Origin of the sequence: Lactobacillus agrestimuris, assembly GCF_943193025.1 — a bacterium.
Taxonomy (GTDB): domain Bacteria; phylum Bacillota; class Bacilli; order Lactobacillales; family Lactobacillaceae; genus Lactobacillus; species Lactobacillus agrestimuris.
On sequence record NZ_CALPCQ010000008.1, the window covers coordinates 73,531 to 87,507 of the forward strand.

General features: G+C 34.7%; 10 protein-coding genes, 6 tRNA genes and 1 riboswitch. Of the genes, 3 read left to right on the top strand and 13 right to left on the bottom strand.

Annotated features, from left to right (window positions below; all coding sequences use genetic code 11):
- Positions 1-253: 253 nt before the first annotated feature.
- From NFR82_RS03815 to NFR82_RS03825, 3 genes are read right to left on the bottom strand one after another with little or no spacing between them, the layout of a single operon-like run.
- A complete protein-coding gene (locus tag NFR82_RS03815; RefSeq protein WP_251716968.1) occupies positions 254-913 on the bottom strand; it encodes a L,D-transpeptidase in 660 nt (219 codons plus the stop codon).
- 52 nt (positions 914-965) lie between these two features.
- Positions 966-1,808, bottom strand: coding sequence for an NAD(P)H-hydrate dehydratase (locus NFR82_RS03820; RefSeq protein ID WP_251716969.1), 843 nt, complete (start codon positions 1,806-1,808; stop codon positions 966-968).
- Between the two features lies 1 nt (position 1,809).
- A complete protein-coding gene (locus NFR82_RS03825) occupies positions 1,810-3,111 on the bottom strand; it encodes a serine hydrolase (protein ID WP_251716970.1) in 1,302 nt (433 codons plus the stop codon).
- A gap of 92 nt (positions 3,112-3,203) precedes the next feature.
- Here NFR82_RS03825 and NFR82_RS03830 point away from each other — a divergent pair.
- Both NFR82_RS03830 and NFR82_RS03835 read left to right on the top strand, forming a co-directional pair.
- Positions 3,204-3,287 (top strand) — tRNA-Leu (locus NFR82_RS03830).
- Positions 3,288-3,446: 159 nt separating this feature from the next.
- On the top strand, positions 3,447-3,677 hold the full coding sequence (locus NFR82_RS03835) for a PspC domain-containing protein (RefSeq protein WP_251716971.1): 231 nt from the start codon (positions 3,447-3,449) through the stop codon (positions 3,675-3,677).
- 39 nt (positions 3,678-3,716) lie between these two features.
- Here the strand turns inward: NFR82_RS03835 and NFR82_RS03840 are convergent, their stop codons facing one another.
- The 3 genes from NFR82_RS03840 to leuS form a co-directional block, all read right to left on the bottom strand.
- Complete coding sequence (locus NFR82_RS03840; RefSeq protein WP_251716972.1) at positions 3,717-4,583, bottom strand: hypothetical protein; 867 nt, start codon at positions 4,581-4,583, stop codon at positions 3,717-3,719.
- A gap of 642 nt (positions 4,584-5,225) precedes the next feature.
- The gene (locus NFR82_RS03845) at positions 5,226-6,872 is read right to left on the bottom strand and encodes a putative polysaccharide biosynthesis protein (RefSeq protein WP_251716979.1); all 1,647 of its coding nucleotides are present in this window, start codon (positions 6,870-6,872) and stop codon (positions 5,226-5,228) included.
- Positions 6,873-6,968: 96 nt separating this feature from the next.
- Positions 6,969-9,383, bottom strand: coding sequence for a leucine--tRNA ligase (gene leuS / locus NFR82_RS03850; protein WP_251716973.1), 2,415 nt, complete (start codon positions 9,381-9,383; stop codon positions 6,969-6,971).
- 296 nt (positions 9,384-9,679) lie between these two features.
- Between leuS and NFR82_RS03855 the strand changes: the two genes are divergently transcribed.
- Complete coding sequence (locus NFR82_RS03855) at positions 9,680-10,342, top strand: phosphatase PAP2 family protein (RefSeq protein ID WP_251716974.1); 663 nt, start codon at positions 9,680-9,682, stop codon at positions 10,340-10,342.
- 40 nt (positions 10,343-10,382) lie between these two features.
- On the opposite strand, the gene NFR82_RS03860 is transcribed toward NFR82_RS03855, so the two are convergent.
- The 7 genes from NFR82_RS03860 to NFR82_RS03890 all read right to left on the bottom strand — a co-directional run bounded on the left by NFR82_RS03860 (position 10,383) and on the right by NFR82_RS03890 (position 13,976).
- Positions 10,383-11,843, bottom strand: a complete 1,461-nt coding sequence (locus NFR82_RS03860) for an MDR family MFS transporter (RefSeq protein ID WP_251716975.1) — start codon at positions 11,841-11,843, stop codon at positions 10,383-10,385.
- Between the two features lie 18 nt (positions 11,844-11,861).
- Positions 11,862-13,061 carry a methionine adenosyltransferase gene (metK, locus tag NFR82_RS03865; RefSeq protein ID WP_251716976.1) on the bottom strand — a complete coding sequence of 400 codons (1,200 nt, stop codon included), beginning with the start codon at positions 13,059-13,061 and terminating at the stop codon, positions 11,862-11,864.
- Positions 13,059-13,142: riboswitch (SMK box riboswitch) on the bottom strand. It overlaps the preceding gene by 3 nt.
- Before the next feature lie 64 nt (positions 13,143-13,206).
- Positions 13,207-13,279: transfer RNA gene (locus tag NFR82_RS03870), tRNA-Val, on the bottom strand.
- A gap of 4 nt (positions 13,280-13,283) precedes the next feature.
- A tRNA-Glu gene (locus NFR82_RS03875) sits at positions 13,284-13,355 on the bottom strand.
- A 349-nt stretch (positions 13,356-13,704) separates the two neighbouring features.
- Positions 13,705-13,777: transfer RNA gene (locus tag NFR82_RS03880), tRNA-Val, on the bottom strand.
- Positions 13,778-13,806: 29 nt separating this feature from the next.
- A tRNA-Ser gene (locus tag NFR82_RS03885) sits at positions 13,807-13,897 on the bottom strand.
- Between the two features lie 6 nt (positions 13,898-13,903).
- Positions 13,904-13,976 (bottom strand) — tRNA-Asn (locus NFR82_RS03890).
- Position 13,977 lies beyond the last annotated feature (1 nt).

Here is a 13,977-nt window from a genome sequence, read left to right on the forward strand (position 1 = left end):
TCACAAAAAAAGTCTCTTCCTACATAACGTAGAAAGAGACGAGTTATAACCCGCGGTACCACTCTAATTGATACAAAGTATCCGCTTATTTAATTATCTATTTTTATATGCTAGACACGCCTTCAGAAACATTTCTATCTGACTTCCACCAACTCAGATTCGCTTATAAGAAAAGATTTCTTACTACTTCTAGCAATCTTAGCATGATTATAGCAGGTATTCTCTTAATTGGCTAATAATATTTTAGAAAAAATCACTTATCTTTGATAACAACTTTTGTACCTACTGGAATATTACCCATCAACCATTTTGAATCTGGGACACTTAAGCGAATACAACCATGTGATCCTTGAGTCTTACCAAGTTTTTTCGCTTCAACTTTATCATAGCTACCATCTGCTTTAGTTGGAACAGAGTGAAATAAATACACACTTGCATCGTCTGGATCCCAACTAACCCAGTTATTGGCACCTTCGTTAAGACCTTGATTAAAAAAGTTATCACCTTTACTTGCTCTAATCTCATAAGTACCAGTTGGAGTATATGATTTACCCTTATGATACATCCCACCAGTCGAAAGCATAGTATAAATAACTTTTCCATTTTTCAATAAATATACTCGGTTACCCTTCAATGATACCCGCAATTCTAAGCCTTTCTTGCTTGTTAATTTTGGATATGGCTTTTTTTCACTAGACTTCGTCCAACTACCCTCTGCTCTTAAGTCAGATGGATCTTTATAAGGTCTAGCCAATTCGGCCTCTGATTTTTTATGTTCTTTTTTCTTAACCTTAACGGTTTTTGTGCTACTTTGACTTACTTCGCTATTAGGGATGGAAAACTTTGCTATGACAACACAAGCAAACACACAAACAACCGCAATTATAATTCCATTTAATACGCCTTTTTTCATGAATACCACTCTAATCCGTTAATCTCATATCAGATTTTATCATTTTTTTATTTTAGTTAGCATATTTTTTCATCAAACTAGGTAACATCTTAGAAATTTGTGTTGGTTTTACCACATAATTCTTTTCATATAATAAATCTCCGGCCATAGAATGAAGAAATACTGCAGCCAAAATTGAATCAACATTAGTACCAAATTGTGCTACAAAACCGGCAATAATTCCAGATAAAGTATCACCCATTCCACCAGTTGCCATACCTGGATTGCCAGCTGTATTGATATATACCTGATCTTGATTATATATATGAGTTTGATTCGATTTTAAAACTAAACTAACATTTTTCCTGGGAAATAATTGCGCAAGAGCCGCTTTATTTGCTTTATCATCTTGAAATGGAATTCTAATTTGACTTACACGTTGCCACTCCATTTGATGCGGCGTCAAAATTATATGCTTAGCGTTATGCGGTATTAACCCATGATTTTCACTGATGAGATCTAATGCGCTAGCATCTAATACAACAGTTTGTTTCTCTGTCACGCTATCTTTAAGGAGGTTAAGAATATTTCGAGCAAAATCATTTAATCCTAAACCTGGACCACAAACAATTACATCGACTTTTTGAATCAAATTTGTTAAGCCCTTACTATCACGCCAGTCTATATACATTGCCTCAGGATCACGTGAATGTAAAGCCGTTAAATTTATTGAATGTGTTGCCACTGCAGTTAAACCGGTGCCAGAATTAATCGTTCCTTCTGTCGCCATAATAATGGCACCACCATAATTTTCATTACCACCAATTAATAGGACACGTCCATAATTTCCTTTATGGCTGTCACTCTTTCTCTTAGCGATAACCTTAGTTAAAATATTTTCTTGAATTTCAATCAATTTACTTTACCCCAGTAATCCAGCGCCATGCTCTTACAAAGAAATTAGCTTTTCCGTTACTTTGAAGTGCCTGAGCATCTACTTTCATTCCATTGTTGTCATTAATTGAAATTAATTTTTCTTTTCCTGAACTAAATGTATAAGAACTAATTGTTTCTCCATTAGAAATTGGCGCATTAACTGTCTTTTTATTCAAGGTGGTTGTTAGTTGTTTACCATCTACTGGATCCCAGATAACTGTTTTATTCTTCAAACCAACATTTGTAGTTAAACTTTTACCATCAGGAACTCTGACAGAATTTGCACCTTTAAAAGTTGCCTTACTTTCTAAAACAACAGGTGTGTATGATTTAAAAAGATATTTTAAAAGTTTTTTAGTTTGAACAAAACGTGATGGATCAGTACCGTCTTTATGTTGTGCTCCCATTACAACAGTAATTAGTCGGCCGCCATTATGCTTAATTGTGCCGATAAAACATGCACCCGCAGCATCAGTTGTTCCTGTTTTTAATCCGTCTACTGGATACTTAGCATTATATTGTGATAGTCCTTTTAACATCCAGTTAAAGTTATCCATCATTGTAGTTTCATTTTCATCTTTAAATGCTTTATGAGCCAACTTAGTAGTCTTCACTACACTTGGATACTTTTTAAGCAAATGTTGACCAACAATTGCCATATCGGCTGCAGACATTGAATTTTCAGCATTTTTACCAATGCCTGGATATGCATCTTTACCTAAACTACCATTTGGTAATCCACATACTGTATAAATTTTTGCATCATTAATATTCCACTTTTTTAATTGTGTACGCATTTGATCGACAAAATTCTTTTGACTGCCGCCAATAACTTGCGCTAAGCACATGGCAGCACCATTTGCAGATTCAATTAAAGTTGCTTGATAAAGTTGTCTAACAGTATATGTATGATCTTTTTTTAATGGAACATTTGAAAAATCTTTATTATTTGAAATTTTTACAATGTTAGCTGTTGGGGAAACTTTAGTATTCCAAGAAATACGTTTATTTTTAATTGCTTCTAAAGTTAAATAAATAGTAACTAACTTTGTCATTGAAGCAATCGGTAAAACTTTATTGGCATTCTTAGCATACAAAATTTGTCCACTATTACTGTCTATTGCAATAGCAGACTTTACATTAAGATTTAAATTTTGATCTTGATAAGAGTTGACAGTCTCAGCATTAACGGGTGCTGCATACATTCCAACACCACATGTAACAAGCGTAACAGCAGCGACAACGGCAATTATCGCCTTTTTGATTTTTTTAGTAAAAAACATTAAACCATCCTTTTTCGATATTTAACAAAATGAATTTTATGCTTACATTTTACCAAATATTTGGTATGATTAATCATGAATTTGAAATTCCTGCCCCGGTGGCGGAATTGGCAGACGCGCAGCGTTCAGGTCGCTGTTCAGGCAACTGAGTGAAAGTTCGAACCTTTTCCGGGGCATCATTTAACTAGTTATTAGGTTAGTACCTCAAGTCAAGTAATATCAATAATTATTAGATCTATTATTGGTAAGATTAAAAACGAATAGTACACAAATAGTTTTCTTTTGATTCAACAATTACTGTATAATAGAGATATAAGAGACATGAGGTGATTTTTATGAAAAAGAGACTAACTAAATCACGTAATAAAATTTTAGCGGGTGTTTTCGGAGGGATTGCTGACTATTTTGATTTAGATCCAGCTATTGTGAGAATTATAGGAGCCGCAATTATTATTTTCACCGGATTCTTTCCTGGATCATTATTATATTTAGTTGCTGCAATAGTAATGCCTGATTCCGGTTCTTCAACACCTACTATGGATGGTAAATTTGAGAAAAAAGAGTAAAAAAAGAAGTTTCATTTGAAACTTCTTTTTTATTATCTATTAGTTAGCTAATTTGTTTTCTAAATCTTTCTTAGTTTGTTCAAGATCATTCTTAGCCTGAGTGTTCAAATCATTGTACTTCTTAACACTATCTTCGTAACCCTTTTGGTCAGGAATCTGTGAAGCAGCATTATTATCAATGGTTACTACTTGAGAAGCAAGAATAATTTCTTGATTATCGCTAGTTAAAGCAAAGTATGCTGGAATATTACTATCTCCATTACTCAAAACATCATTCATCTTGAATAAAACAGTTAGCTTAGTATCCTTAGCTAACTTATCGGTTGCCTTGGATACCTTACCATTTTCATCTACTTTAAAGTACTCTGTTTCAGTATTTACTGTACCAGTAAATTTCTTTGGCATAGCTGCGTCAATTTGACCCTTCCAGCTATTAACTTTAGCCTTAAGTTCATTATTTGCGGCATCTACTTTCGCCTTACGAGCTTTAATGAGTGATGTAAGTGAAGGAACCTTCTTCTTGCTAGTACGCTTAGCATCCTTAGCTCTTACAGCATAAGAAGCACCACCGATGTAGTAGTAGGTTACACCCTTGTACTTGGTTGACCAAATGGCTGATGCCTTACCACCTTTTAATGCCATTTGTTTACCCTGCTTATTCTTTAGAAGGGTAACTTTATTAACTTTTGAACCGCTTTTATTGAAAACGATCTTGTATACACGAGCTCCCCTTTTAATGTTTATAGTTGCATACTTTGAAGCTTTCTTAGTCTTCTTAGTGGTCTTCTTTGCTTTTTTAGTTGCAGCTTGAGTTACGGCGGTACTTCCACCAGCAAGTACTTCAGTACCAGCACTAGTTAATAAAACAGCAGCAGCTAAAGCTGTAAATAAACTCTTCTTTTTCATATTAATCCGTCCTTATTATTAAACTTACTGCTATATAATAACTTATTTTGAAATATTAATCCAAATATTTAATTGAAATATAATATTTGTTATAAATCCCTTAATAGCAGTGATTCGCTAGATATCCACAACGCGAGAAACAATTTTCAAGTACTTTATTTACTTATGTTATCGATTTCATTTCCTACAAATATAAAAATCTATTGCTATATTCCGTGGAACTACTACCATATAAGTATAAATCGTACTTTTCACAACTACTATCAACTGTTAATAAATAATCTTTTGGTTTCTCAATATTGCTCTTTATTTTTCTACATTTCTGTGACTAGTGTAAGGAAAAAACATCTTGATTAACTTATATAAGTTTGTATCTGTGCTATGTAGTTACTCAAATTAAGCTGAAAATTTGAGCGACTTTTATTTTTTATTTCTGATAGTAAGCGCTTTCTTAATTTGGAAATATATGCTATAGTTTAAGTATAAGAAAGGTGATTGATTATCTCGAAGGAGATGCATGATCATGTTAGCAACAATTATTGGCGGAAGCTTCTTAGCACTTGAACTAATTGGTGTTTTCGCATTAGCTTGTATTAATTAATTTAATTATAAAAAAGACTTCAGGAAATCCTGAAGTCTTTTTTATACCCTTATATGTAATTTGGCCAATATACTTTCGACCTTTTGACCTAAAACTTTTTGAGCAAGTTTAGTCTTTAAGGTTAAGTATGCATATAAAATTCCGCCAATTACTACAGCTATGACAACGATAGCTAAAGCAGAAAATCTTCTGGCTGGACTTAAAAAGATCATTAAAATCTTTTCTACTCCCATAACAACTAAAAACATTGCAATTGAGAATACTGTGATTCCTAAAAATCTTCTACCTGTTCTAGCCAAATTAAAACGATATTTTGTTTCTAAATGCTTAATTGCTAAATAGATTATTGCTAGCATTCCCAAGTTTGTGGCAACTAATGGACCATAAACTTTAAATAAATAAATCATTGGGAATTGCAAAATAGCTTTTAAAATCAAACCCAATACTAAATATTTAATTGCAAGACCATTTTCTGATAACCCCTGCAAAATCGCCATCAAAACAGTAAATAAACCTAAACTTATTGCTGTAAATGATGATAAATATAGCACACTGGAACCTAAAGGATCATAGCTATAAAATACTGTATAAATTGGAGTAGAAATAGCTGCCATTCCAAATGACGCCGGAACCATTACGAATAAAAACAAATCAATCGTATTACTAATTTGTTTTGAAATGCTTTTATGATCACCCTGTGTATGTGCAGCCGATAAGAGCGGAATTGCTGTAACAGCCATCGCACTTGCCAGGGAGACAATGATCATAATTAATTTGTTGGCATTTAATGAGAATAAAGCATACCAGCCTTCTATTGTATCCGAACTAGCGCTAACAAATTGTGCAATCATTGGGTGGAACGTATATTGATCTACTAAATAGAATAATTGAATTCCTGAATCAATAATGATAAATGGAATAGCTTGTTCAATAATTTCAGCAAACAAGCTTCCTGTTGAAACATTAATTTCATTATTTGAATTTGCAACAAGTGAATCTAATTGATTTTTTCTCGCCAATAAAAACCACACTAAAACACCAATTCCAAATACAGCACCAATAGCTGCAGCTAAATTTGATTGGATTACTGCATGAACATATGAGCCATGTTGCATTTGCATAATTACAAAAGCAGTTAAAAGCATCCATACAACCCTTGCAAGCTGCTCAACAAATTGTGAAACAGCTGATGGCATCATATCGGCGTAACCTTGAAAATATCCTCTAATAATACTCAAAATTGGAATAATCAAAATTGCATAAGACAAGCTTCTCATTACTGCAACTTGACGAGGATCGCTTTGACTACCATTGGAAGCCAAGATCGGTGCCGCAAAATACATGACCATTGCAGAAACAATTCCAAGAATTGCCATCAGCAACAAACCTTTTCTAAAAAGCTTCCTACCAATCCCATACTCATTTAAAGCATTATATTTAGCAACCTGTTTTGCTATTGCACCTGGAATTCCTGCAGTAGAAATCAAAATAAAAATACTGTAGATGTTATAACTTCTTGCAGTTAATGCATTTGCAATATTTCCATAATTTCCCATCCAGGCATACCAGGGAATGATATATAAAGCACCCAGAATACGTGAAGCAATCGACCCAAAAGTCATCCACGCCGATCCCTTTATAAAGGTATCTTGGGTATTACTATTCTCTAAATTACTTTCATTTTCTATCATTTAATTTTCCTATACTATAGTATTACTTATTCATTTTGATATTTTACTGAATAAGAAACAACAATCAACTTATTCTTTTAGGAAAAATTAAACTTATTTGGCCACAATGTTAACAATCTTATTAGGAATTACGATGACCTTTTTAACGTCCTTACCTTCTAAGAACTTTTGAACGTGATCAAGTGCCAAAGCATCTTTTTCTAAAGTATCTTTATCAGTATCTTTGGCAGCCTGGAATTTACCACGAAGTTTACCGTTAACTTGAACCATAATTTCAACTGTTGATTCAACAAGTTTTTCAGGATCAAATTCTGGCCACTTAGCGTATGAAATTGATTCATCGTGGCCGAAAATTGACCAAATTTCTTCCATCATGTGAGGAGCAACAGGTGCTAGTAACTTGATAAATCCTTCAGCATATTCACGTGGAATTGTTTTAGCCTTTTGAGCAGCATTTGCAAATACCATCATTTGACTAATTGCAGTATTAAAGTGAAGAGCTTCGAAATCTTCAGTAACTTTCTTAACCGTTTCGTTATAAACTTTGTCAAGAGATCCATCATTTTCATCAACAATCTTTTCATTAGGAATTGCCTGTAAATCAAGATCGTTAACCATCATACGCCATACACGATCAAGGAACTTCTTAGTTGAAGCTGGACCGTTATCATCCCAATCGATTGAGGCATCAAGTGGACCCATGAACATTTCGTACATTCTAAGTGAGTCTGCACCATATTCATCTATTACGTCATCTGGGTTAACCACGTTACCACGTGACTTAGACATCTTTTCGTGATCCTTCAAGATTAAACCTTGGTTGTATAATCTTTGGAATGGTTCTTTAGTTGGAACAACACCGAGATCATAAAGAACCTTGTGCCAGAATCTTGCATAAAGAAGGTGACGAACTGCATGTTCTGCCCCACCAATGTAAAGATCAACTGGAAGCCACTTCTTAAGAAGATCGTAATCAGCTAATTCCTTATCATTGTGTGGATCAACATAACGAAGGTAATACCATGATGAACCTGCCCAGTTAGGCATAGTGTTAGTTTCACGTTTACCTTTTCTACCGTTTTCATCAACCACATTTACCCAATCAGTCAAGTTAGCAAGTGGGCTTTCTGGAGTACCAGATGGCTTAATATTAGTTGCATGTGGTAAGCGTAATGGTAATTCGTCTTCTGGGACAAGTGAAGTTGTGCCATCTTCCCAATGAATAACTGGAATTGGTTCACCCCAGTATCTTTGACGACTGAAGTCCCAATCACGAAGCTTATAGTTGACTTTTTGCTTACCATATCCGTTTTCTTCAAGGAAGGCAATCATTTTCTTCTTAGCTTCTTCAATGTTAAGCCCATTTAAAAAGTCGGAATTAATGTGTTTTCCATCACCACCAAAAGCTTCTTTAGAAAGATCAGCACCTTCAATGAAAGGAATAATTGGTAAGTCATATTTTTTAGCAAAATCATAATCACGTTGGTCTCCAGCTGGAGCCGCCATAACAGCACCAGTACCGTAACTTGCCAAAACATAGTCAGAAATCCAAATTGGAACTTCCTTGCCATTTACTGGGTTAATTGCGTAAGCACCAGTAAATACACCTGTTTTATCCTTATTTAAATCAGTTCTTTCAAGATCAGATTTTGATTCGATCTTCTTAATATATGCATCTACTGCTTCTTTTTGTTCAGGTGTAGTAATTTCCTGAACAAGTTTACTTTCTGGAGCAAGAACAGTGTAGCTTACGCCAAATAAAGTATCTGGACGAGTAGTAAAGACATCAAAAGTCTTGTCGCTGCCCTTTACATTAAAGGTAACTTGAGCACCTTCAGAACGGCCGATCCAGTTACGTTGCATTTCCTTAACAGGTTCTGGCCAATCTAAATCATCTAAATCTTCCAAAAGTCTATCAGCATATGCTGTCATCTTGAGCATCCATTGCTTCATATTACGACGATATACTGGGAAACCACCACGCTCAGTCTTACCATCAACGATTTCTTCGTTAGCAACAACGGTACCCAAATCTGGTGACCAGTTAACAGGAACTTCAGCTTCATAAGCAAGTCCCTTTTTGTACATTTGTTCAAAGACCCATTGAGTCCACTTGTAGTAGTTTGGATCACTAGTTGCAACTTCACGATCCCAGTCGTATGAGAACCCCAGCTTGTTAAGTTGCTTTTTGAAATTAGCAATGTTGTCCTTAGTCACAACAGCTGGATCTTGACCGGTCTTAAGAGCATATTGTTCAGTTGGAAGACCAAATGCATCCCAACCCATTGGGTGAAGCACGTTGTAACCTTGTGCGCGCTTCATTCTAGACATAATATCTGTTGCAGTATAACCTTCTGGGTGACCTACGTGAAGTCCCTTAGCAGAAGGAAATGGGAACATATCTAAGGCATAATAATTTTTCTTTTCTGGATCATTACCAGTTTTAAAAGTATCATGCTTAGCCCAATATTCTTGCCATTTCTTTTCAACAACTTTGTGGTTGTACATAAACTTCTCTCTTTCTAAAAATAAAAAAGTCCTATGATTTATTTTTAATCATAGGACGAATAATCGCGGTACCACCTAAGTTCCACATAATGTGACACTTATTTGCTCCTTAACGCGGATAGCAAAACGATAGGTTTTCTATATTAGGACGAGTTCACAATTCCTTTTTAAGGTCTCACAGCAAATGACCTCTCTCTGAAAAAAATTCCTTGTTAATACTTCCTAACCTTTATTTTCTAATCAATAATGATTATAATTTACCACAAATGCAAAAAAATACAAGAGGAGAAGTAATTTTGATAAATACAAAAAGACCACCCAAAGATACACTAATTCCTGGTGCTATCTTTACTTTTATATTTTCAGTTTGGATAATTTTGGTTACTATTCAATCTAATTTTATTCAAACCTTTGATAAAACTATCATCAATTTAGTCTGCAATAGAAATCCTGCAAATATATCTTTTGCTAAGACATTTACTGTATTAGGAAATACCAAAACAATAGTATTTGAAACCATCGTTTTAGTAGTTCTTTTATTAATTTTTAGACAAAATATATATGCTTTATTTACTGCAGCAACAATTGCAGCCGCAAATGGATTTAATTGGATACTGAAACATGTTGTTCAGCGTCCTCGTCCAACTGTCCATCATCTTGTTTACGCTGATGGGTATAGCTTCCCTTCTGGACACTCAGTTGGCAGTGCAAGTCTTTTTGGGGTATTAATTATTTTGACCCTACTACTAATAAGGAGTGGAGCACTTAAAGCAATCTTAGTAATCATTTGGGCATTATTTCCCTTAACAATTGGTTATACTAGAATCTTTCTTCATGTTCATTACCCATCAGATGTTGTTGGTGGTTGGCTTGAAGGAATTACATTTGTTTTAATTGCTTATTCAATTCTTTATCATTACTACATTGAACCTAGAATGTATGAGATAAATAATTCGTGATAAAAAGCCTAAGTTCATTTTTGAACCTAGGCTTTTTCATTTACATTTTTAATTTCTTATTGTCTTTATAAAATCTATTTAGAACGATAGATACAAGTATAACAACTAGCGATACAACATAAACTCCTCTTAAACTACTTAACAAAACTTGTCTAAGCTGCGGAATTAATTCAATTGGTAATGTCTTTGCCTTTTCAGCAGAAACAATTTTATTCATCATCGATTGAGTTAGTTGCGGATTCTTAGTTAATCCCTGAGCAATAATTGAATTAAAGACAATTCCATAGATTGAAACCATCATTGTTTGTCCCAAATATTTCATTAATGTATTAAAACTTGTAGCTACACCAATTTCAGTTTTATCCACTAAAAGTTGTGATCGAACTTGTGAAGCAGTCATAATTGAACCAAATGCGGTTCCGTTAAAGGCTGCAATCACACAAAATACCCAGAAAGAAGTATAAATTGGGACAAAAATCAGCGCCATATCAGCAAGCAAAAGTATGATTAACATATAATCATACGTCTTTTTTATCCCCCATCTTCCTAGCATTCCTCCAATTAGGAATGAACCAACTATCCACATTAATGAACTAGGCGTTACGGCAAAACCAGCAAGTGAAGCGTTAGTTCCATTAATTCCCTGCATCCAAGTTGGAATATAGAATTCGAATCCAATTACAACTCCTGATATAAGCAAGGTGATCAAGTTTATTGCCAAGAACTCTTTATTTTTTAACATGCTGAGCGGCATTATTGGATCCTCAGCGCGTTTTTCGGCCTTGAAGAATAAGACTACCGAGCAAAGAATAAAAATGATTAAGAGCGTCGTTATGAAGAAATTAGTATTTGAATCTAAATTTTGCAAAAAGATCATTAAGGTTAATAAAAAAAGCATTAACCAAATAGTACCTTGTAAGTCTAATTTTGATTCTGAGGAATGTTTGCTTTCTTTTAAACAAAATACTATAAGTAAAAAAGCAACAATTCCAATAGGCACATTGATATAGAAAACCCAATGCCAAGATAAATGTTGGACTATAAAACCACCTAAAAGTGGCGCAATAACCGAAGCCACTCCCCAAAAACTTGAGTTAAGTCCTAACATTTTTGCTCTTTTTTCTAATTTATATAAATCAGCAATAATTGTTACAGCTACCGGCTGAACCGCTCCTGAACCTAATCCTTGAATGACTCTGAAAATGATTAGTTCTACCATATTTTGAGCTAGGCCACATAACGATGATCCAATGACAAACAATGCAATTCCAAATAAAAAAATTGGCTTTCGTCCAATACTATCAGCCAATTTTCCATATAAAGGAGTCGAAACTGCAGTCATTAAAAGGAACACTGAAACTACCCAGTTCATTATCTCTAATCCATCAAGATCAGCAACAATTGTTGGCATGGCAGTAGAAACAATTGTCCCTTCAATAGCAGTCATAAAAGTTGTCATAAAAATTGCAAGCGTGACAAATGGCACGTTTGTTTTTTTCATTACTTACTCCCTCTCATATTATTGATGTTCTTCTACATATTTCTTTAATTCATTAACTTTATCGGTTCTTTCCCATGGCAAATCAACGTCTGTTCTACCAAAGTGTCCGTAAGCAGCTGTTTGTTCATAAATAGGCTTACGTAAATCAAGCATTTCAATGATACCAGCCGGACGTAAATCAAAAATGTTACGAACTGCTTCAACTAATAATTCATCAGAAACTTTACCTGTACCAGCAGTATCAATCATCACTGAGACCGGGTGAGCCACACCTATAGCATATGCAAGCTGAACTTCACAACGATATGCTAATCCGGCAGCAACGATATTTTTGGCTACATAACGAGCAGCGTATGAAGCTGAACGGTCGACCTTAGTAGCATCCTTACCTGAAAAAGCACCACCACCATGACGGGCATAACCACCGTAAGTATCAACAATAATCTTTCTACCAGTTAATCCTGAATCTCCCTTAGGTCCACCAATAACAAATCTACCAGATGGGTTGATTAAATATTTGGTTTCATCATCAAGATATTTTGCAGGAATAACTTCCTTGATAATTAAATCGATCATTGCGCGACGAATTTCTTCATTTGATACTTTATCATCCGTTTGAGTTGAAATAACAACGGTATCAACACGCTTTGGAAGATTATTTTCATCATATTCAACAGTAACCTGTGCCTTTGCATCAGGACGAAGCCAATCCAAAGTTCCATCTTTTCTCAATGCTGCAACTCTTCTCATTAACCTATGCGCAAGAGAAATAGGAAGTGGCATTAATTCTGGAGTTTCTTTAATAGCAAAACCAAACATTAATCCCTGATCACCTGCACCAATTTGATCAAGTGTATCTGAATCAGAAGAATTCTCTCTTACTTCTAATGAATTATCCACACCCTCAGCAATATCAGGAGATTGTTCATCAATATCAACTAGAACAGCACAGTTGTTACCATCAAAGCCTAATTCTGGACGATCATATCCAATTTTAAGAACTGTATCTCTTACAACACTTTGAATATCAACATATGCATTAGTAGAAATTTCACCAAATACCATTACCATTCCGGTAGTTACAATTGTCTCACATGCAACATGAGAATTTGGATCTTTTTCAAGCATTGCATCTAAAATTGCATCAGAAATTTGATCAGCAACTTTATCTGGATGTCCTTCAGAAACAGATTCTGAAGTAAATAAACGTTTTTCCATAATAGTCCCCCTATATAGACAATAGCTATTCGGTTACAAGGCATCTTCATATAATGAATCCTATCAGGACCTGAACCGATATTATACATTCGTTCTAAATTTTAAAATAAAAAAAGACTACCGATAACCGGTAGTCTTAGAACGATGGAGGATACAGGGCTCGAACCTGTGACCTCCTGCTTGTAAGGCAGATGCTCTCCCAGCTGAGCTAATCCTCCATAGTGACCCGTACGGGATTTGAACCCATGTTACGGCCGTGAAAGGGCCGTGTCTTAACCACTTGACCAACGGGTCATAACAAATTTGACGACTTAATTATAATATCTTAAATATCAAATCTTGTCAAGACGTTTTTTATTTGTCGTTTTCTTTAACTATTCATCCGACAACGATATTAATAATACAGGATACCTTTTTAGATTGCAAGTGATTTTTTAGCTTTTTTGAAATTAATTTTATTTCAGTCAATTAGTTCGTTATGAACAATTTTTTTCATCTTAATTATAGAACTAGTTAGCTTTTCATAATGTAAAGACATGTAAATTAATGAGCTATAAACCACAAATAAAAGAATGCTAATTTATACGATATTATGAAATTAATGTAACAAAAAAGGATCACCCAATAGGTAATCCATAAAAAATGGAGGATACAGGGCTCGAACCTGTGACCTCCTGCTTGTAAGGCAGATGCTCTCCCAGCTGAGCTAATCCTCCAATTAACTTTTATATTATTAAAAGTTCAACGGAGTCTGAGGGATTTGAACCCTCGATACAGGTTTAAACCCGTATACATGATTTCCAATCATGCTCCTTAAGCCACTCGGACAAGACTCCATCTAGCTCCGGCTGTCAGACTCGAACTGACGACATCTTGATTAACAGTCAAGCGCTCTACCAACTGAGCTAAGCCGGAA

Excerpts from the sequence above, each read along its gene's own strand:
- NFR82_RS03840 (WP_251716972.1), bottom strand. The coding sequence starts at position 4,583 with ATGAAAAAGAAGAGTTTATTTACAGCTTTAGCTGCTGCTGTTTTATTA.
- NFR82_RS03825 (WP_251716970.1), bottom strand. The coding sequence starts at position 3,111 with ATGTTTTTTACTAAAAAAATCAAAAAGGCGATAATTGCCGTTGTCGCT.
- NFR82_RS03835 (WP_251716971.1), top strand. The coding sequence starts at position 3,447 with ATGAAAAAGAGACTAACTAAATCACGTAATAAAATTTTAGCGGGTGTT.
- metK (WP_251716976.1), bottom strand. The coding sequence starts at position 13,061 with ATGGAAAAACGTTTATTTACTTCAGAATCTGTTTCTGAAGGACATCCA.
- leuS (WP_251716973.1), bottom strand. The coding sequence starts at position 9,383 with ATGTACAACCACAAAGTTGTTGAAAAGAAATGGCAAGAATATTGGGCT.
- NFR82_RS03860 (WP_251716975.1), bottom strand. The coding sequence starts at position 11,843 with ATGAAAAAAACAAACGTGCCATTTGTCACGCTTGCAATTTTTATGACA.
- NFR82_RS03815 (WP_251716968.1), bottom strand. The coding sequence starts at position 913 with ATGAAAAAAGGCGTATTAAATGGAATTATAATTGCGGTTGTTTGTGTG.